At 66.7% G+C, this 19420-nt stretch carries 21 protein-coding genes; 6 read left to right on the top strand and 15 right to left on the bottom strand.

The window, feature by feature from the left end; all coding sequences use genetic code 11:
• The first annotated feature begins 119 nt into the window (after positions 1-119).
• From galU to A4249_RS14875, 3 genes are all read left to right on the top strand, one after another.
• A complete protein-coding gene (galU, locus tag A4249_RS14885) occupies positions 120-998 on the top strand; it encodes a UTP--glucose-1-phosphate uridylyltransferase GalU (protein ID WP_066554058.1) in 879 nt (292 codons plus the stop codon).
• A gap of 101 nt (positions 999-1099) precedes the next feature.
• A complete protein-coding gene (locus tag A4249_RS14880; protein WP_169802112.1) occupies positions 1100-1897 on the top strand; it encodes an enoyl-ACP reductase FabI in 798 nt (265 codons plus the stop codon).
• A gap of 57 nt (positions 1898-1954) precedes the next feature.
• A complete protein-coding gene (locus tag A4249_RS14875; protein WP_231868722.1) occupies positions 1955-3139 on the top strand; it encodes a benzoate/H(+) symporter BenE family transporter in 1185 nt (394 codons plus the stop codon).
• A 14-nt stretch (positions 3140-3153) separates the two neighbouring features.
• Here A4249_RS14875 and A4249_RS14870 read toward each other — a convergent pair whose 3' ends face one another.
• From A4249_RS14870 to ffh, 5 genes are all read right to left on the bottom strand, one after another.
• Positions 3154-3540 carry a DUF3597 family protein gene (locus A4249_RS14870; protein WP_066554053.1) on the bottom strand — a complete coding sequence of 129 codons (387 nt, stop codon included), beginning with the start codon at positions 3538-3540 and terminating at the stop codon, positions 3154-3156.
• A gap of 51 nt (positions 3541-3591) precedes the next feature.
• On the bottom strand, positions 3592-4308 hold the full coding sequence (locus A4249_RS14865; protein ID WP_066554045.1) for a glutathione S-transferase N-terminal domain-containing protein: 717 nt from the start codon (positions 4306-4308) through the stop codon (positions 3592-3594).
• An 83-nt stretch (positions 4309-4391) separates the two neighbouring features.
• On the bottom strand, positions 4392-4919 hold the full coding sequence (rimM, locus tag A4249_RS14860; RefSeq protein WP_045809533.1) for a ribosome maturation factor RimM: 528 nt from the start codon (positions 4917-4919) through the stop codon (positions 4392-4394).
• Between the two features lie 69 nt (positions 4920-4988).
• Positions 4989-5510 carry a 30S ribosomal protein S16 gene (rpsP, locus tag A4249_RS14855; RefSeq protein ID WP_017506628.1) on the bottom strand — a complete coding sequence of 174 codons (522 nt, stop codon included), beginning with the start codon at positions 5508-5510 and terminating at the stop codon, positions 4989-4991.
• 24 nt (positions 5511-5534) lie between these two features.
• Positions 5535-7070, bottom strand: a complete 1536-nt coding sequence (gene ffh / locus A4249_RS14850; RefSeq protein WP_045809532.1) for a signal recognition particle protein — start codon at positions 7068-7070, stop codon at positions 5535-5537.
• A gap of 315 nt (positions 7071-7385) precedes the next feature.
• Between ffh and A4249_RS14845 the strand changes: the two genes are divergently transcribed.
• Both A4249_RS14845 and A4249_RS14840 read left to right on the top strand, forming a co-directional pair.
• Positions 7386-8591 carry a saccharopine dehydrogenase family protein gene (locus A4249_RS14845; protein ID WP_066554042.1) on the top strand — a complete coding sequence of 402 codons (1206 nt, stop codon included), beginning with the start codon at positions 7386-7388 and terminating at the stop codon, positions 8589-8591.
• Positions 8592-8604: 13 nt separating this feature from the next.
• Positions 8605-9777, top strand: a complete 1173-nt coding sequence (locus tag A4249_RS14840) for a carboxynorspermidine decarboxylase (RefSeq protein WP_066554039.1) — start codon at positions 8605-8607, stop codon at positions 9775-9777.
• A gap of 40 nt (positions 9778-9817) precedes the next feature.
• Here A4249_RS14840 and A4249_RS14835 read toward each other — a convergent pair whose 3' ends face one another.
• The 7 genes from A4249_RS14835 to A4249_RS14805 form a co-directional block, all read right to left on the bottom strand.
• Positions 9818-11194, bottom strand: a complete 1377-nt coding sequence (locus A4249_RS14835; RefSeq protein WP_066554036.1) for a S41 family peptidase — start codon at positions 11192-11194, stop codon at positions 9818-9820.
• 139 nt (positions 11195-11333) lie between these two features.
• Entirely contained in the window at positions 11334-12413 is a 1080-nt protein-coding gene (locus A4249_RS14830; RefSeq protein ID WP_066554033.1) for a murein hydrolase activator EnvC family protein, read from the bottom strand.
• A gap of 1 nt (position 12414) precedes the next feature.
• Positions 12415-12879 carry a 23S rRNA (pseudouridine(1915)-N(3))-methyltransferase RlmH gene (gene rlmH / locus A4249_RS14825; protein ID WP_066554030.1) on the bottom strand — a complete coding sequence of 155 codons (465 nt, stop codon included), beginning with the start codon at positions 12877-12879 and terminating at the stop codon, positions 12415-12417.
• A 139-nt stretch (positions 12880-13018) separates the two neighbouring features.
• Positions 13019-13453 carry a ribosome silencing factor gene (gene rsfS / locus A4249_RS14820; RefSeq protein WP_082064315.1) on the bottom strand — a complete coding sequence of 145 codons (435 nt, stop codon included), beginning with the start codon at positions 13451-13453 and terminating at the stop codon, positions 13019-13021.
• 144 nt (positions 13454-13597) lie between these two features.
• The gene (locus tag A4249_RS14815) at positions 13598-14263 is read right to left on the bottom strand and encodes a nicotinate-nucleotide adenylyltransferase (RefSeq protein ID WP_066554025.1); all 666 of its coding nucleotides are present in this window, start codon (positions 14261-14263) and stop codon (positions 13598-13600) included.
• Positions 14264-14342: 79 nt separating this feature from the next.
• Positions 14343-15233, bottom strand: a complete 891-nt coding sequence (locus tag A4249_RS14810) for an alpha/beta fold hydrolase (protein ID WP_066555307.1) — start codon at positions 15231-15233, stop codon at positions 14343-14345.
• A gap of 2 nt (positions 15234-15235) precedes the next feature.
• Complete coding sequence (locus A4249_RS14805; RefSeq protein ID WP_066554022.1) at positions 15236-15724, bottom strand: Fur family transcriptional regulator; 489 nt, start codon at positions 15722-15724, stop codon at positions 15236-15238.
• A gap of 117 nt (positions 15725-15841) precedes the next feature.
• On the opposite strand from A4249_RS14805, the gene A4249_RS14800 reads away from it, so the two are divergent.
• Positions 15842-16624 carry a SapC family protein gene (locus tag A4249_RS14800; protein ID WP_066554020.1) on the top strand — a complete coding sequence of 261 codons (783 nt, stop codon included), beginning with the start codon at positions 15842-15844 and terminating at the stop codon, positions 16622-16624.
• 61 nt (positions 16625-16685) lie between these two features.
• Here the strand turns inward: A4249_RS14800 and A4249_RS14795 are convergent, their stop codons facing one another.
• The 3 genes from A4249_RS14795 to phyR form a co-directional block, all read right to left on the bottom strand.
• Positions 16686-17093 carry an acyl dehydratase gene (locus A4249_RS14795; RefSeq protein ID WP_066554017.1) on the bottom strand — a complete coding sequence of 136 codons (408 nt, stop codon included), beginning with the start codon at positions 17091-17093 and terminating at the stop codon, positions 16686-16688.
• A gap of 15 nt (positions 17094-17108) precedes the next feature.
• The gene (locus A4249_RS14790; protein WP_066554014.1) at positions 17109-18140 is read right to left on the bottom strand and encodes an NADP-dependent oxidoreductase; all 1032 of its coding nucleotides are present in this window, start codon (positions 18138-18140) and stop codon (positions 17109-17111) included.
• Between the two features lie 337 nt (positions 18141-18477).
• A complete protein-coding gene (phyR, locus tag A4249_RS14785) occupies positions 18478-19272 on the bottom strand; it encodes an anti-anti sigma factor/receiver protein PhyR (RefSeq protein WP_026108480.1) in 795 nt (264 codons plus the stop codon).
• Positions 19273-19420 lie beyond the last annotated feature (148 nt).

Genomic DNA, 19420 nt, shown 5'->3' with positions numbered 1-19420 from the left:
GCGGAACCCGACCGCCGTTCCGCCCCTTCTTTCACCGGTTCGCCCCGTTGAAGCGCGAAGCGCTTCAACTGAAGCGCACGAGGCCGTAGAAGGGGCGGGATAGCTGTCAGGATGATTTGATGACCACCACGCCCGCGCGCCTGCGCAAGGCCGTACTGCCCGTCGCGGGCCTCGGCACCCGGGTCCTGCCCGGCACCAAGACGACCCCCAAGGAACTGCTGAACGTCGTCGACCGGCCGATCCTGTCCTACATCGTCGAAGAGGCGCGCGAAGCGGGGATCGAGCACATCGTCTTCGTCACCGGTCGCTCCAAGGGCGCCATCGAGGACTATTTCGATCACCAGATCGAGCTGGAAGCCCAGCTTCTGGCCAAGGGCAAGACTGACATCCTGGAAATGATGAACGCCGAACTGGCCTCGGCCGGGGAGATGAGCTTCACCCGCCAGATGCAGCCCAAGGGCCTGGGTCACGCCGTCTGGTGCGCGCGCGACATCATCGGCCACGAGCCGTTCGCCGTCATCCTGCCCGACGTCATCGTGGACTCGCAGCCCGGTGCTCTGAAGCAGTTGGCCGAGGTTTATGCCGAGACCGGTGGCAACATCATCGGCGTGGAATCCGTCCCGGAAGATCAGACCCACAAATACGGCATCGTCGATCCAGTCAGCCGCGACGGATCGCGCATCGTCATGAAGGGCATGGTCGAAAAACCCGCGGCTGGAACTGCGCCGTCCAACCTGTCGATCTCGGGCCGCTACATCCTGCAGCCGGAGATCTTCGACCTGTTGGCGACGCAGGAAAAGGGCGCGGGCGGCGAGATCCAACTGACCGACGCCATGGCGCGACTGATGGCGGATCAGAGCTTCACCGCCGTCGAATACGAAGGCGTCACCCACGACTGCGGCGACAAGATCGGTCTGTTGCGCGCCAACGTCGCCCTGGCCCTGAAACGCCCCGACCTGGGCGACGCGGCGCGCCAGGCGATCGCGGGCCTGCTGTAACGCAAGGGAAGGCGGCGGGGGTTCCGGTTTACGCCCGCCCCTGCTAACCCTCCGCGCAAATCATCAGGAGACGAACCATGGCGACTTCCGAAGGCTGGGACATGCCGACCGGCGACCTCATGAAGGGCAAGAAGGGCCTGATCATGGGCGTGGCCAACTCCAGCTCCATCGCCTGGGGCATCGCCTCGCAGCTGGCCGCCCAGGGTGCCGAGTTGGCCTTCACCTATCTGGGCGAGAGCCTGGAGCGCCGGGTACGTCCCCTGGCCGAAAGCGTCGGCGCCAAGCTGCTGATCCCGGCCGACGTCACTGACGACGCCTCGATGGATGCGGCCTTCGCCGAACTGGAAAAGACCTTCGGCACGATCGACTTCGTCGTCCATTCGGTGGCCTTCGCCAACAAGGACGAGTTGAAGGGCAGCTTCGTGGACAACACCACGCGCGACAGCTTCCTTCTGGCCATGAACATCTCGGCCTTCAGCTTCGTGGACGTGTCCAAGCGCGCGGCCAAGCTGATGCCGAACGGCGGCAGCCTGATCACCCTGACCTATCTGGGGTCCGAGCGGGTCATTCCGAACTACAACACCATGGGCGTGGCCAAGGCCGCGCTGGAAGCCGCGACCCGCTATATCGCGCGCGACCTTGGCCCCAAGAACATCCGCGTCAACGCCATCTCGGCCGGGGCCATGCGCACCCTGTCGCTGGCCGGCATTTCGGGGGGGCGCGGCCTGCACTCCAAGTCGGCGCAGTTCTCGCTGATCAAGGAAGAGACCTCGATGGAAGGCGTTGCGGGCGCGGCCCTGTGGCTGTGTTCGGACCTGGGCCGTTCGACCACGGGCGAAGTCGTCCACGTCGATGCGGGCTTCCACGCCGTGGGCCTGCCGGAAGACATAGAAGGTTGATCAAGGAGGGCTGATCCCAGCCTTCCGCCATCCAAGACGACGGTTTAAGGCCGGGGCATGACTGCTCCGGCCTTTTCCATGCGCGCCCTGCCCGCCTCGGCCTTTTCGTCCGCCGCCATGGCGACGGTGATCGGATTTGGCGGGACGGTCGCCCTGGTGGTTCAGGCGGGCCAGGCCTTGGGCGCAGACGCGGGCCAGATCGGGTCAATGGTGACGGCCCTGTGCCTCGGCATCGGGGCGCCGGGCGCCTTGCTGAGCTGGCGGCTGAAAATCCCCGTCGTTCTGGCCTGGTCCACGCCGGCGGCGGCCCTGCTGGCGGCCTCGACCCTGGGCCTGTCCTGGCCGACGGCGATTGGCGCCTTCATCTTCGCCGCCCTGCTGATGATCCTGACCGGCCTGATCCCGGCGCTTGGGCGGCTGGCGGCGCGGATACCGGCGGCCGTCGCCTCGGCCATGCTGGCGGGGGTGCTGCTGCCGTTCGTGCTGAGACTGTTCAAGGTCGTGCCGGACGAGACGGCCTTGGTCGTCGGGTTGATCGCGGTGTTCCTGATCTTCAGACGGCTGTGGCCGACCTGGGCCTTGCCCGCCGTGCTGGCGGCGGCCTTTGTGGTGCTGGCGATGCGGGGGCAGCTGGCCCTGCCCGCCGGGACCGACCTGTTCGGGCATCTGGAGCCGGTCGCACCCGTGTTCGACTGGAAGGCGGCGGTCAGCCTGGGCTTTCCGTTGTTTTTGGTAACGCTGGCGGCGCAGAACCTGCCCGGGCTGGTGGTCCTGCAGAGCGCCGGCTATCCGCCGCCCGCGAACCGACTGATCCTGTCGACCGGCGTCGCCAGCCTGCTGATCGCGCCGTTCGGCGGGCATGGGGTCAATCTGGCGGCGATCACGGCGGCGATCTGCACCGGGCCGGACGCGCACCCCGACGTCGCCAAGCGCTGGATCGTGGGCGTGATCTACGGCGGTCTTTATCTGGTCGTGGCTCTGTTCGCCGCGCCGCTGGCCGGGCTGTTCATCGCCATGCCGCCAGCGGTGCTCGCGGCGGTAACGGGTCTGGCGCTGATCGCGCCGCTGACCGGCGCGCTGCAAAACATGATGATGGATGTCGGATCGCGTGAGTCGGCCGTGCTGACGTTTGCGGCGACGGCTTCGGGCCTGACCCTGTTCGGCGTCGGATCGGCCTTCTGGGGTCTGGCCGTTGGGTTTGCGGCGCTGGCCGCGATGCGCTGGATCAGACCGACGGCCTGATCCAGCTCAGGGGGCTAGTCGCGCAGCGAGGCCGGGACTTGACCGCCGTTTTCGGCCAACTTCTTCCAGACGGCCTTGGACAGGGCGATGTTCTGTTCGGCCGAGCCGTGCTCGCCGGCGTGGACGTTCAGTTCCTCGGCCAGTTCCTTGCGGGCCGCCAGGCTGGAATCCAGGTCCAGCAGCTTAAGCAGGTCGACGATCGAGGTGCGCCAGTTGCCGCCGCCGCCCTTGGACGCCGCCAGATCGCTGAGCACCGCCTCGACATCGACGGGCGGCAGGGCCGGCGTCGGAGCGGGGGCGGCGCCCGGCGCGGGTTGGGCGCTGGGCGCCGGGGTCGGCTGAGGCGCCGCCTTGGGCTTGTGGCCCGTGATCTTGTTCCAGATCGAAGAGAAGATACCCATAGGTCGCGCTCCAGTTGATGCCGTCAGATAATGCCAGTGGGCGGCGACGGTTCAGTGACGCGCCGGAATCTCTAGACCGCGCTGCACGGCGGGCCGCGCCAGGCCGCGCTCCAGCCAGGCGGCGACGCGCGGGAAGTCGGCGAAGCCGACGATCTCGCCCGCTTCGTAGAAGCCGATCAGGTTTCGGACCCAACCCAGGGTGGCGACATCGGCGATGGAATAGTCGCCGACAAGCCAGTCGCGGGGTTCTCCCCCGTCATTGGCAAGCCGCGTCTCCAGCACGCCCAGCAGGCGGCGGCTTTCAGCGACGTAGCGGTCGCGTGGGCGCTTGTCCTCGTAGTCCTTGCCGGCGAAGCGGTGGAAGAAGCCCAGCTGGCCGAACATCGGGCCGATCGCGCCCATCTGGAACATGACCCACTGGATCGTCTCATAGCGGGTCGCCGGATCGGCCGAGAGCAGTTTGCCGGTCTTTTCCGCCAGATAGATCAGGATGGCGCCGGATTCGAACAGGGCCAGCGGCTTTCCGTTCGGGCCGTTCGGATCGAGGATGGCGGGGATCTTGCCGTTGGGGTTCAGCGACAGAAACTCCGGCCCCCAGGTCTCGTTCTTGGTGATGTCGATCAGGTGCGGCTCATAGGCCAGGCCGACCTCTTCCAGCATGATCGAAACCTTCACCCCATTGGGCGTCGGCAGGGAATACAGCTGGATGCGATCGGGATGCTGGGCCGGCCAGCGTTGCGTGATCGGGAAGGCGGACAGGTCGGTCATGGGTGCGGCCTCGGCTATTGCGATAGGCCTATGTCGGCGCCGCCCAGCCCATCCGCAACACCGACGGGAGCGGTGACGAAACTTCAGTCCGGCTCGCGCTCGCCCACCTCGGTCGGCGGCACGGCCAGTAGCCAGCCGTCGGCCAGGTGCAGTTCCGGCGTCGCTTCCTTGGTGAAGGGCAGATACCAGGTCGGGCCGCCGGCGGCGGGCGCGATCTCCAGCATGTCGTCCGCGCCGAAGTTCTGGACCGATTTCACCGTGCCCATGACGCCGCCCGCCGTGTCACGGACTTGAACGCCCAGAAGATCGGCGAGGTAGAATTCGTCCTCGTCCGGCTCGGGGAACCGGTCGCGGGGGACGTGCAGCTTCAGGCCGCGCAGGGCGTCGGCCTGTTCCTTTGTGGTGATCTCCTTGGCCCGGCCGACGACGCCGTTCTTGTCGGGCCGCGTCGAGGTCAGGGTCAGGGCCACGGTCCCATCGGCGCGCAGCAGGGGGCCGTAGGCGGTCAGGGCCAGGGGGTCGGCGGTGAAGGCGGTCACCCGCACCTCGCCCCGCACGCCGAAGCCGCCACCGACCTGGCCGACGAGGATCAATCTGCTGTCCGTGGTCATGCGTGTTCCTAACCCATGAAAAAGGCGGCGTCGAAAGACGCCGCCCTGATCATCGTCAAACCGAAAGGCTTAGCCTTCGGCCTTTTCCTCGGTCGCTTCAGCAGCCGGAGCCTCTTCGGCGGGCGCTTCTTCAGCAGCGGGAGCGTTCTTGGCGGCTTCGGCGGCGGCGGCGGCCTCTTCCTTGGCGCGGGCGGCGGCTTCAGCAGCCTCGACCTTGGCGGCGGCTTCGGCTTCCAGGCGGTCGGCTTCGCGCTGGGCGCGCTCGGCGGCGCGTTCCTGGGCCTTCTTGCCCGGAGCGCCCTTGTTCGGGTTGTTCGACTGCGTCCACTTGACCTTCTGGCCCAGGGTCTCGTCCTGCGACAGGAAGCGGGCGACGCGGTCGGTCGGCTGGGCGCCCTTGCCGAGCCATTCGGCGATGCGCTCGACCTTCAGGGCGACGCGCGGGGTGGCGCCGTCCTTGGGCAACATCGGGTTGTAGCTGCCGACCTTCTCGATGAACTTGCCGTCGCGGGGCGAGTGCGAGTCGGCGATGACGATGTGGTAGTAGGGGCGCTTCTTGGCGCCGCCGCGGGCCAGACGAATCTTCAGCATTTCAGGTCTCTTTCTAGGAAGTCGTTATTTCTTGGGAGGGAAGCCCGGCAGGCCAGGAAGACCTCCCGGAAGTTGTCCGCCGCCCAGTCCGGCGAGCCGGTCCTGGATGGCTTTCAGATCGTCGGCGGAGGGTTCGGCCATCTTGCCGCCGCCCAACGCCTTGAGGCGAGCCATGTCGGGGCCGCCGCCCATGCCGGGCATGCCGCCGCCGCCAAGGCCGCCCAGCATGGCGGCCATCTGCTGCATCTTCTTGGGTCCGCCGCGCGCCATCGACTTGACCACATCGGCCATCTGGCGGTGCTGTTTCAGAACCCGGTTCACGTCCTGCACATCGACCCCGGCGCCGGCGGCGATGCGCTTCTTGCGCGAGGCGTTCAGCAGGTCGGGCTTCTTGCGCTCGGCCTTGGTCATCGAGGAGATGATGGCTTCCTGACGCAGGATCATGCGGTCGTCGATGCCGCTCTCGGCCATCTGGCCCTTCATCTTGGCCACGCCGGGCAGCATGCCCATGATGCCCTGAAGCCCGCCCATCCGCTTCATCTGCTGAAGCTGACCGGCCAGGTCGTCCAGATCGAACTGGCCCTTGGCCAGTTTGCGGGCCATCTTCTCGGCCTTGGCCTGGTCCAGATCCTGGCTGGCCTTTTCGACCAGGGCGACGATATCGCCCTGACCCAGGATGCGGCCGGCGACGCGACGGGCGTCGAACACGTCCAGCGCATCCACCTTTTCGCCGGCGCCCAGATATTTGATCGGCAGGCCGGTGACGGCGCGCATCGACAGCATGGCGCCGCCGCGACCGTCGCCGTCGGCGCGGGTCAAGACGAGGCCGGTCAGGGGCAGGCGCTCGTGGAAGGCCTTGGCGGTGCGCACCGCGTCCTGGCCGGTCAGGCTGTCGGCGACCAGCAGGGTCTCGACGGGCTTGGCGATGTCGGCGACCTCGGCCACCTCGTTCATCAGCCCTTCGTCCAGGGTGATGCGGCCGGCGGTGTCAAGGATCAGGACGTCGAAGCCCTGGAGTTTCGCCGATTGCAGCGCCCGGCGCGTGATCTGGACGGCGCTCTCGCCCGCCACGATCGGCAGGGTGGCGACCTCGATCTGCTTGCCGAGCGTCGCCAGCTGTTCCATCGCGGCCGGACGACGCGTGTCCAGCGAGGCCATCATGACCTTCTTGCGATCGAACTTGGTCAGGCGCAGCGCCAGCTTGGCCGAGGTCGTGGTCTTGCCCGAGCCCTGAAGGCCGGCCATCAGCACAACGGCGGGCGGATTGGCGTTGGTGTTCAGCGGGACCGGCTCTTCGCCGCCCAGCATTTCGATCAGGCCGTCATAGACGATCTTGACCACCTGATCGGCCGGCTTGACCGAACGGATGACCTCTTCGCCGGTCGCGCGCTCGGTGGCGAAGGCGATGAATTCCTTGACGACCGGCAGGGCGACGTCGGCCTCGAGCAGGGCCACGCGCACTTCGCGCATCGCCTCGGCGACATCCTTTTCGGACAGGGCGCCGCGCCCGGTGATCCGGTCGAAGACGCCTGTCAGCCGCTCGTTCAGAGCCTCAAACATTCACTACCTCGTGTGGCGCAGGTGAAACGGCTCCATACGACAACGGCCCCCGGCGACGATCACGTCGGCGGAGGGTTCTCGCCGGGCTCGTCTCATCGAAATGAGGGTCGTCCCGGTGGAGACGCAGGTTCACTTGCGTCGGAAGCGGCGGCTTATGGCGGAAAAACCTTACAAAGGCAACCGGAGCGATCCGGTCACGCTATAAGAGCCAATATCGGCGCAGGGATTTAGCGGATTGTCATCATCGTGCTAAGAGCCGCGCCCTTTATAGGGGCGGCGTTGTCGCCAGGGTTTCAGACTTCGGGAGAAGCACAGATGAGCAAGGTGCTGGTTATCGGCGCAGGCGGCGTCAGTTCGGTGGCCGTCCACAAGATGGCGATGAACGCGGACATCTTCTCGCATATCACCCTGGCGAGCCGGACCAAGTCCAAGTGCGACGCGATCGCCCAGTCCGTGAAGTCGCGCTTCGGCGTCGACATCGACACGGCCGCCATCGACGCCGATGACGTGGCGGCGACCACGGCGCTGATCCAGAAGGTGCAGCCCGAACTGGTCGTGAACCTGGCCCTGCCCTATCAGGACCTATCGATCATGGACGCCTGCCTGGCCGCCGGCGTCGACTATCTGGACACCGCCAACTACGAGCCGCGCGACGAGGCCAAGTTCGAATACAAGTGGCAGTGGGCCTATCAGGACCGCTTCAAGGACGCCGGCCTGATGGCGCTGCTGGGTTCGGGCTTCGACCCCGGCGTGACCTCGGTCTTCACCACCTACATCAAGAAGCACCTGCTGGATTCCATCGAGACGCTGGACATCCTGGACTGCAACGGCGGCGACACCGGCCTGCCCTTCGCGACCAACTTTAACCCCGAGATCAATCTGCGCGAAGTGACGGCGAACTCGCGTCACTGGGAGAACGGCCAGTGGGTCGAAGGCCCGGCGCTGAGCCACAAGCAGACCTTCGACTTCGAAGGCGTGGGTCCCAAGAACATGTACCTCATGTACCATGAGGAGCTGGAATCGCTGGCGAAGTTCTATCCCGAGATTAAGCGCATCCGCTTCTGGATGACGTTCGGCGACAGCTATCTGAAGCACCTCGAGGTGCTGGAAAACATCGGCATGACCTCGATCGAGCCGATGTCGTTCCAGGGCCGCGAGATCATTCCGATCGAGTTCCTGAAGGCCCTGCTGCCCGAGCCGGCCTCGCTGGGTCCGATCACCAAGGGCAAGACCAACATCGGCGTCATCGCCACCGGCCTGAAGGACGGGGTCAAGAAGACGGTCTACGTCAACAACATCTGCGACCACGAAGAGGCCTATGCCGAGACCGGCAACCAGGCCGTCAGCTACACCACCGGCGTGCCGGCCATGATCGGCGCGGCCCTGATGGTGACGGGCCAGTGGAAGGGCGACGGGGTGTTCAACATGGAGCAACTGGACCCCGATCCTTTCATGGACATGCTGAACAAGCACGGCCTGCCGTGGAAGGTTCAGGATCTGGACGCCCCTCTGGACTTCTGATCGGACCGACTGAATGCAGACCCAGGCCGGCGATCCGGGCGCCTTTGCGCATTTCGACCTGAACCGCGTCGCCTCGCCCGCCTTCGTGGTGGACGAGGCGGCCATCCGTCGCAATCTGTCCGTGCTGAAGGGCGTGCGCGACGGAGCGGAGGCGCGCGTGCTTCTGGCGCTGAAGGCGTTTTCGATGTGGTCGCTGGCCGATGTGGTGGGCGAATACCTCGACGGGGTCTGCGCCTCGGGCCTATGGGAGGCGCGGCTGGCGCGCGAGTTCTACAAGGGCGAGCTGACCACCTATTCGCCGGCCTATACGGCGCAGGACCTGCCCGAGATCCTGCGTCTGTCGGATCACGTCATCTTCAACAACCCGGCCCAGATCGCCCGTTTCGCCGATCTGATCGCCAAGGCCCGGGCTGACGGGCAGGTGTTTGAGATCGGCCTGCGGCTGAACCCTGAACATTCCGAAGGCGAGGTCGCCAAATACGACCCGGCCCAGCCTTGTTCGCGTCTGGGCTTTCCGGTGTCGCAGCTGACGGCCGACCATCTGGTCGGCGTCGATGGTCTGCATATCCATGCGCTGTGCGAGCAGGACTTCCAGCCGCTGTCGCGCATCTGGGCGGCGGTGGAGCCCAAGCTGGCGCCGCTGCTGGGCGGGATCAAATGGTTGAACCTGGGCGGGGGGCACCACATCACCCGCGCCGACTATCAGACCGACGATCTGATCGCCTTCGTGCGCGATCTGCAGGCCAGGCACGGAGTTCAGGTCTATCTGGAGCCGGGCGAGGCCGTGGCGCTGGACGCCGGCATCCTGATCGGCGAGGTGCTGGACGTGTTCGACAACGGCATGCCCATCGGCATCACCGACATCTCGGCGACTTGCCATATGCCCGATGTGATCGAGGCGCCCTATCGCCCCGCGCTGCTGAAAGAGTCCGAACATGGGGTGACGGTGCGGCTGGGCGGGCCGTCGTGCCTGGCCGGGGACATCATCGGCGACTACGTCTTCGCCGAGCGGCCGACGCCGGGGACGCGGATCGCGTTTCTGGACCAGGCCCACTATTCGATGGTGAAGACCAACACCTTCAACGGCGTCCCGCTGCCGTCCATCGTGCTGTGGAACTCCCAGACGGATGCGCTGAGAACGGTGCGCGCGTTCGACTATTCGGCCTTCCGCGACCGCCTGTCCTGATCGCAAAGAAAAAGGGCGGCCCGCGCCGCCCTTCCCTGACCTATTCGTCTTTCGGTTCGTCCGCCGTCGGTTCGGCGTCGGGCTTGGGCGTCGAGCCCGGCTCGGTGACGACGATGCCTTCGGGCGGGGCCGACAGTTTCGACAGGTCGCCGCCGGCGCGCAGGACGTCCAGCGCGCGCTGAAGCTGATAGTCCTTGTCCTTGTCGAACTTTTCGCCCGGGGCTTCGCGCGGGGTGTGCGGACCCTTGCGCTCGGCGCCGATGGAGGCGTCCAGGGCCGTAGCGTAGGCGGCCTCGGAATAGATGAAGCTGGAGCGCGAGACGATGCGGGCCTCGGCCTCGTTGCGGGCGACTTCCAGATCCGGCTCGATGCCGATCTTCTGGATCGAGGCGCCCGAGGGGGTGTAGTAGCGCGCGGTCGTGATCGACAAGGCGCCGTCCTGACCCTGACGCAGCGGGATCACGGTCTGGACCGAACCCTTGCCGAAGCTGGTCAGGCCCACGATGGTCGCGCGCTGATGATCCTTCAGGGCGCCGGCGACGATTTCCGACGCCGAGGCCGAGCCGTAGTTGACCAGGACGACCAGCGGCAGGCCGCCGGTGATGTCGCCGGGCTTGGCGGAATAGCGCTGGATCTGCTCGGGCTTCCTGCCCCGCTGGCTGACGATCTCGCCGCGTTCCAGGAAGGCGTCGGACACGTCGATGGCGGCGTTCAGCAGGCCGCCGCCGTTGTTGCGCAGGTCCAGGACATAGCCCTTCACCCCCGGCTTCTCGGCCTTGATCTTGGCGATGGCCTCGTTCAGCTCGCGGCCGGTGTTCTCGTTGAAGGTCGAGACGCGCAGATAACCGAAGTCGCCCTCGACCCGGCCGGTGACCGACTGGACCTTGATGACCTCGCGGGTCAGGGTCACTTCCAGCGGATCGGAGCCGTCGCGCAGGAAGGTCACCTTGACGCTGGTGCCCACGGCGCCGCGCAGTTTCTCGGACACCTGGCTGACCGTCAGTCCCGCCGCGTTCTGGCCCTCGATCGAAGAGATCACGTCGCCCGCCTGGACCCCGGCCTTGGCGGCGGGGCTGTCGTCCATCGGCGAGATGACCTTCACCATGCCGCCGTCGGCGCTGATGGTCAGGCCGACGCCCGAATACTGGCCCTCGGTGCGTTCGCGCAGGTCGTCGTAGTTGGAGGGCGGCAGATAGTTGGAGTGCGGGTCCAGCGCCGTCATCATACCGGCCAGCGCGGCCTCGATCAGCTTCTTGTTGTCGACAGGGACGACATAGGCCTGCTCGACGATGCCGACCACGTCGCCGAACAGCTCCAGCATGCGGAAAGTTTCGTTTCGCGGGGTCTGGCTGCTGACAGCAGCGGCGGATCCGCCGAGCACCAGAGCGGCGCAGCCGACGAGGAGCAGTTTACGCATTCGGTCTCTTTCGGTCGGGCCGATCACTGTGGGCGCCCGTGGGAAGGTTAAGGCCCCGTCCTCACGACCAAATCGTGGCGACGCGGCGTCCCGCCGATAAAATCAGCGTCAGACGAGAATGCAAAGGACTATTGCGGGTTCAACGCAACCACGGTCCCGGATCGATCGGCCGTTCGTCGCGGCGCAGTTCGAAATAGACATCGCCGTCCGGGCCGCTGCGCCCCAGGGTCTGGCCGTCCGAGACCCGGGCGTCCGGGCCGACATCGACGCTTTCCAACCCGGCGATGACGGCGCGCCAGCCGGGCCCGAGGTCCAGCACCACGACATTGCCCCACCCAGTCAGCGGCCCGGCGTAGGCCACCTTGGCGTCGGCGGGCGCGGTGACGGCCGCGCGGTCCGCCCGCCAGCGCCAGCCAGAGGTTCCAGCGCCCCAGGTCTGGCTGGGCGCGCCGGCGACGGGCGAACTGAGGCGACCGCGTCCGGCCGGAAGGCGAGCGGTCGGCGTCTCTTCGGCCTGGGTGGTCGGGACCGCGCCGCCCAGTTCGCGGATGCGGCGCTCCAGCACGGCGGCGGCGCGTTCGGCGGCGCGGGCCTCAGCGTTCAGAACGGCGGTCAGGGCGGTCTTGCGCGCCGTCAGCCCCTCGATCTCGCCGCGCCGGTCGCCCTGCTCGCTCTCGGTCGTCAGCAGTCGCTCCGAGGACAGGACGGCGAGGCGGCGGATGCGCATGATCTCGGCCTGACGAGCGGCGAGCACCTTGGCGCGGCTTTCAAGATCCGGCGTCATGGCCTTGAGCAGGATGGAGGCGCGCACCGTGTCGATGGCCTTGTCGGCGGGCACCAGCAAGGGCGGCGGCGGCCGGCGGCTCATCATCTGCAGCGCGCTGAGCAGACGGCCCTGGGCGCCGCGCTCACGCGCCAGGTCCGTGACCAGTTCGGCCTCGCGTTCGGTCAGTTGCTGGAGGCGCGCGCGCTGATCGTCGATCTGACGGTCGCCGGTCTGTTCGTCGGCCCGCAGCGAGGCCAGGCGGCGCTCCAACTGAGCCAGTTCGGTCTTGGCGGCGTCGGCGTCAGCGCGCAGACGACGGGCGCGCACCGTTTCGTCGCGGTATTCGGCCTGGATGCGCGACAGTTCGCTCTCGGGCGCCTGGTTGCTCATCGCCGGGGCGGCGCAGACGAAACCCGTCAGCAGGGCCAGCGATAAGGGTATGGCGCGACGCATGTCAGTCGCGATGATAGGGCGATCCGGCCAGGATGGTCACGGCCCGATACAACTGTTCGGCCAGCATGGCGCGCGCCAGGGCGTGGGGCCAGGTCTGGGGACCGAAGGCCAGGGTCGAGGACGCGGCCTCGCGCACGCTGGCGTCCAGCCCGTCCGCCCCGCCGATAGCGAAGACCAGGCGACGCTCGCCCTGATCCCGCAGTTTGGCGATGTGGTCGGCGAAGGCGCGCGAGGAATAGGTCTTGCCGCGCTCGTCGCAGGCGATCAGGTGCGCGCCCTCTGCGGCAGCCAAGATCAGCTCAGCCTCCGGCGCCTTGCCGGGTCTGCGAGCTTCCAGATCGATCAGTTCGAGGGGACCGAGGCCAAGCGCGCGTCCCGACAGGGTGGCGCGCTTGGCGTAGTCGTCGGCGAGCGTCGCTTCAGGCCCCCGGCCCGGTCGGCCGATGGCGACGATGCTCAGCTTCATGGTGCTAGAGCCTGATCGGGTGAGGAGGAATCGCTTCGCGATTCCTCTGAAGCCGTGAATCAGGCTCCAAATCTAAGCGAGAGCATGATTCACGCTTATGTCGGAACCGCGTAGCGGTTCCTTCCAAAACGATCATGCTCTAGTCGCGGACCATGCGGTGAGCGGAATCGACCGCCCAGATCTTTTCGATGTTGTAGAAGGTGCGCACTTCCGGGCGGAACAGATGCACGATCACATCGCCGGCGTCGATCAGAACCCAGTCGCAGTGCGGCAGGCCCTCGACCTTGGCCTTGCCCAGCCCCTGTTCCTTGAGCGTGCGCAGCAGGTGGTCGGCGATGGCGCCGACGTGACGGTGCGAACGACCCGACGCCACGATCATGGTGTCGGCCATGGCGCTTTTGCCCTTCAGGTCGATCAGGACCATGTCCTGGGCCTTGTCCTCGTCGAGGCGGCTCAGCAGGGCTTCTTCCAGCGGCGTGGAGCCGACGGGGCGGGGAGCGGAATCATCGAAGCCGCGCGGGGAGGCGTCGGATTCAAAGCCGTCTTCGGAATGGAGAGGTTCGATAGGGTCCATCTCGTGCGCCGTATTCGAGACGGCGGCGTCTTGCGTATCATACGCGGGCGAGGGGGTCAGCGGAGGGCTCCGGGAGCGTTGACTAAAGAAGCCCTCTAGCACGGATGGGCCGCAACGTGAACCGCCGCCCGAATCATCCGGCGATCACGAGGTCGCGCGCACGCCTCCGCCGGTCCTAATCGCCGTGGACGACAGGGGGTTTAGCGGCGCCGTCAGATAGGTCCAGGCGGGGGCCTGAAGCGTCGGCAGAAGCCCCGCCTGCTGAGCCGGAATGCGGAAACCGGCGAAGCGAGCGGCGGCCGGCGCCGTGCGGCTGTCCAGCAGCGAACCCGGCCGGGCGATGACCGCCACCGGCATCAGCCGCATGATGTCGGTCCAGCCTCTCCAGCGGTGGAAGCTGGCCAGATTGTCCGACCCCATCAGCCAGACGAAATGCACGCCGGGATGCCGCGCAACCAGAAGGCGCAGGGTGTCGACGGTCCAAGCGACGCCGGCCCGGCTTTCGAAGTCCGAGACGATCATAGACGGACCATGCGCATGCTGACGCGCCGAGGCCATGCGGTCCGCCAGCGGCGCGCTGTGACGGGCGTCCTTCAGGGGGTTCTGCGGCGAGACCAGCCAGACGACGCGGTCGAGATCCAGACGCCGCATGGCGGTCTCGGCGACATGAGCGTGACCGTCGTGGGCGGGATTGAAAGAGCCGCCGAACAGGCCGACTTTCATGCCTGGAGCGAGGATCAAACCGTCGCGCAGCGCCCCGGAGCGGGGGCCGGCGCCTTTGGGCGCGGGACCGGCGTGGAAGAAGGACAAGCGGCGTCTCGGGCGGCGGGCGTTATGCTCAGCGGCGCCCTTATAGCGCGCGCCAATGTTCCGCCTACAGAATTCGTTCTCAGACCGCCGCGTCGAACAGGGCGTCGCGGGCTACGTCGGCATGGGTCATGGGGAACAGGTGCCCGCCGCCGGACACGACCTCGACCGAGACATTGGGCAGGCCGCGGGGCTGAACCGGCACATGGGTCAGGGCGCCGTGTTCGGCCTTCAGGATGCGAACCGGCCCAGGATAGCGTTTCATGGCCCGCCACGGATCGTGCGCCTGGGCCGCGTAGTTGGCCGCCTCCCAGGCCGGCGCGGCGGTCAGGCTGAACCCGCCGTCGCCTTCGTTCAGGCCTTCGGACAGATAGTCGGCCAGAACCATGTCGGGCCAACCCTTGAAGGCGCCGCGCCCGCGATAGGCGGCCATGGCCTGTTCGCGGCTGTCGAACTGGCTGCGACGGCGCAGGGTGGCCTTGGCGATGGGGATGGCCTTCATCAGTTTGTGGGCGAAGGGCAGGTTGAAGGCGAAGACCGCCGAGCGTTTCCAGATCACCGGATCGAACAGCACAAGGCTGGACACCCGATCCGGCCGGACGGAGGCCGCCAGAAGCGAGGCCGTGCCGCCCATAGAATGGCCGGCCATGACCACGGGCGGGCCGTCGATGGCCTCCAGCAGCGCCAGCAGGTCGTCGCGGTGGTCCAGCCAGCTGGTCTTGGGTCGCGCGAAGGTCGGCAGGGCCGATCGGCCATGGCCGCGCAGATCCGGCGCCCAGATCCGCAAGGACGCCGAAAGCGGTGACAAGAGGCTGCGATAGGTGGCGGCGTTGAAGCCGTTGGCGTGAGAGAAGATCAGATCGACCGCCCGGTTCGGATCGCCGAAATCCAGTACGGCCATCTCGCCGGCGCCCCAGCGATTGTCGATCGGCACGGACAGGCGACGCGGTGGGGACATCAACGCCGCATCCATGGTCATGCGACTTCGCGACAGGCGGCGCAGCGACCGTGCGCCTCGATCGTCGTGCGGGCGATGGCGTAGCCGGCGGCTGAGGCGGCGGCGTTCATGGCGCTCTGGTCCGGACCGCTGACCTCGCGCGTCGCGCCGCAGCAGTCGCAGATCAAGAAGGCGGCCGCGTGGGCGGCCTCGCCATCGTCGGTGCAGGCGACATAGGCGCTGATGGAAGCGATGCGGTGGACCATGCCCAGCCGTTCCAGAAACTCCAGCGCGCGATAGACAGTCGGCGGCTTGGCGGCCTGGCCGTCTTCGCCGAAGCGCGCGATCAGGTCGTAGGCCTTCACCGGCTCGCCGCTTTCCAGCAGCAGCGCCAGGACGCGACGACGCTGGGCGGTCATCCTCTCGCCCTGCTGGACCGCGCGCGCCTCGGCCGCCGCCAGGGCGCGGTCCAGCGCCCCGCCGTTCAGGCCGGAGTGGTCATGGTCGTGATCGCAGGCGGAACCCATACGCCACAGCTAATGGCTGGCGACCCCCACTGCAACCGACGCATCGCGGGTTTGCCGGTTGCGCGGCGTTGGGCTAGAAGGCGCGCCTCCGATCTTTAACCAGAGCGTCCTCGCTTCATGACCGACACGAACAATTCGCCGCTTGAAGGCAACGTCCTCTTCTACACGAACCCCGAACCGCTGGATCAGAGCGTCCACGGCGGCCTGGGCGTGAACCCGAGCGACAAGCCCTACGCCTTCGTGGCCCAGACCAATATCGTGCCGCTGACGGTCACCGAATTCTCGGCCGCCGCCCTGTCCTATCCGATCATCTTCACCGGCGAGAACCGCCAGCCGGTCGTCGTGATGGGCCTGAGCTCCAACGAAAACCTGTTCGTCGCGCCGGACGGCGAGTTCCGCGCCGACGCCTATGTGCCGGCCTATGTGCGCCGCTATCCGTTCGTCTTCGCCGACGACAAGCAGAACCAGCGCCTGATCCTGTGCATCGACCGCGGCGCCTCGATCGTCGCCGAAGGCGGCCAGAACCCGCTGTTCGTCGACGGCCAGCCCAGCGACTACACGAACATGGCGATGGAGTTCTGCAACAACTTCGAACAGGAGCGCCAGCGCACCGAGGGCTTCGTCGCTCTGGTCAAGGATCTGGACCTGCTGGACATCCGCGAAGCCCACTTCACGCCGCGCAATCCCGACGGCACGCCGGGTCAGCCGCAGAAGCTGGCCGAATACTATGCGGTGTCGGAAGACAAGCTGCGCGCCCTGCCCGCCGAGAAGCTGGTCGAGCTGCGCGACAACGGCGCCCTGGGCCAAATCTACGCCCACCTGGTGTCGCTGGTCGGTTGGGATCGCCTGATCGCCATGGCCGTGATGCGTCAGGCCCAGGCCCCGACCTCGGTCAACTAAGACCCGGTCTGTCGAAGATCGATCAACGCCCCGCCGGTTCGCCGGCGGGGCGTTTTTCGTTTCAGCGGCGCGAGAACAGCGCCCGCGTCAGGCAGGAAAAGACCAGACGCCCGGCCTCGTCCAGCAGGTCATGCGATGCGATGACGATGCCCTTGTCGTCGCCGACCGGATCCTTGCCCATCACCGTCATGCGACCCCGCAGCAGTTCGCCCGCCGGGGGATTGCGCATGTAACGCAGCCCATCGACGGCCAGGACCTTAGTCTGGGCCCAGCCGCCGGACTTGTCGGCCGCGAGACGGCTCCACAGCACATAGACCATGGCGTCCGGCGCGCCGTAGGCCACGTCCCAGCCCGGCGAAAACCGCTCGACGAAGACGTCCAGCGCCCCCTGATCGACCGCACAGGCGCCCAGCGGCACGACCTGCCCCACCTCCAGGTCTTCGAAATGGACGTGCAGCGGATCGCTCATGCGCAGACCTTGGGTTCAGGCGGGTTCTTCGGAAACGCGAACCAGCAGCTTGCCGTCGTGATCGCCGGTGAACAAGCGATTCAACGACCCCACCGCGCCTTCCAGCCCGTCGTCGACGTGAACCTTCCATTTCACACGGCCGTCCGCCAGCCACGGGCCCATTTCCGCGACCATCTCGCGGGCGCGCGGGGCGTAGTCCAGAACCAGGAAGCCCTGGACGTGCAAACGATGGGTGATGATGCGCGCGAAGTTCGGCGACGGCGGCGCCTTGGTCGCATTGTAGGAGGACACCAGGCCGCAGACCGCCATCCGGCCGTGGACCTTCAGCCGGTTGAACACCGCGATCATGATGTCGCCGCCGACATTCTCGAAGTTCAGATCGACCCCGTCGGGGGCCAGACGGTCCAGCGCCTCGCCGACATCCTCGTTCTTGTAATCGATGGCCGCGTCGAAGCCGAGTTCGTCGGTCAGCCAGGCGCACTTCTGCGGGCCGCCCGCGATGCCGATGACGCGGCAGCCGCGCTGTTTGGCGATCTGCCCCGCGATGGAGCCGACCGCACCGGCGGCCGCCGAGATGACGATGGTCTCGCCTTCCTTGGCCTTCAACACATCGGTGACGCCAAAATAGGCGGTCAGACCTGTCATGCCGAGCACCGACATATTGGCCGTCAACGGCAGGCCTGGCGCACGGTGGACCGGGCGAAGACCGCCTTCCGGCACGACCGCATAGTCGGCCCAGCCGCCCGAGGTCGGCATGACGACATCGCCGGCCTTGAAGCGGCTGGATCGCGAGGCTTCGACGACGCCCAGCGTCAGGCCGCGCATGACCTCGCCCAGGCCGACCGGTGGCAGATAACCCTCGGTATCGTTCATCCAGGTGCGATTGGTCGGGTCCAGCGACAGATAGACGGTGCGGACCAGCACCTCGTTCTCCTTCAGATCAGGGATGGCCGTCTCGACCAGTTCCAGATCGCCTGGCTGGATAAGGCCCTTGGGGCGCTGGCGCAGCACCCATTGACGGTTCGTCTTGCCGCTTGTCGAAGCCATTGGCGTCTCTCCGTGCGTTTTCTTTGGCCACCATCTTGGCCGCGACGGCGGCCTCGGTCGAGGTGTGCGCCAAGAAAAAAGCGACCCTTTCGGATCGCTTTGAAGTGGCATCATCGAGAATGAGGCGCGGAGGCGGCATGATCGGCTTTCGCAGATCAAGTCGGGGGGCGTCGCCGCCTCCACGGACCGATAACGACGGCGCCTGAAGCCGGTTCCCGACCTCGATCGCTTTTTTTGCGACTTCGTACTTTCGCCCATCGATGCTGGCGCAAAACAAAGAAAAGGCCTCGATCCCGAGGGACCGAGGCCGATCTTGGCGCCTGAAGGAGACCGCGTTTTAAGCGGCTTCTTTCTGGCGTGACGGGTGGAAGAACAGCGCCTGGCTGATCGCCGCCTTCACCGTTTCCGGCTGGAAGGGCTTGGTGATCAGGAAGGTCGGCTCAGGACGCTCGCCGGTCAGCAGGCGTTCCGGGAAGGCGGTGATGAAGATCACCGGCACATCCATGGTCTTCAGGATATCCTTGACCGCATCGATGCCCGACGAGCCGTCGGCCAGTTGGATGTCGGCCAAAACCAGACCCGGCTTGTGGCGGGCGACGGCGTCGATCGCCTCGTCGTGCGTCGTGGCGGTGCCGGTGACGCGGTGACCCAGTTCGGTCACCAGGCTCTGGATATCGGCAGAGATGATGGCCTCGTCTTCGATGACCAGAACATCGGTGGCCAGTTCGGCGTCGATGTCGGCTTGGGCGTCGGCGATCAGACGCTCCACGTCGCGCGGATCGGCGGACAGGATCTGCGCGGCTTCCGAAGGGGTGAAGCCTTCAAGGGCCGTCAGCAGGAAGGCCTGACGCGAGCGCGGCGCGATGCGCAACAGACGCTGCGAGGCGTCGCTGCCCGTGGTTTCCAGCGTGCCGGTTTCCAGTTGCGCGCCAGTCGAGGACCAGATGGCGTGGAAGACATGATAGAGGGCGACCCGCGGCGTCATATCGGCCGACAGTTGCTGCTCGCCGGCCGCCAGGGCCTCCAGAGCGACACGGACATAGTTGTCGCCCGTGGATTGATCGCCGGTCAGGGCGCGTGCGTAACGGCGCACGTAAGGAAGATGCGGCGCGAGTCTGGCCAGAAGGCTCATTCAGATAGTCCCCGACAAATCATAGCCCAATCCCGCGGGGGAAGGGCGCTGTAGACGGATTAAACGTCGCATTCGCACCACGGTTCCGCCGCTGCGAACAAGCTTTAGCATTAAAAGCCGTTCATGCAGGAACCCTGCAGGTCGGATG

The organism is Brevundimonas sp. GW460-12-10-14-LB2, assembly GCF_001636925.1.
GTDB lineage: Bacteria > Pseudomonadota > Alphaproteobacteria > Caulobacterales > Caulobacteraceae > Brevundimonas > Brevundimonas vesicularis.
This window is presented reverse-complemented; position numbering and strand designations above follow the sequence as displayed.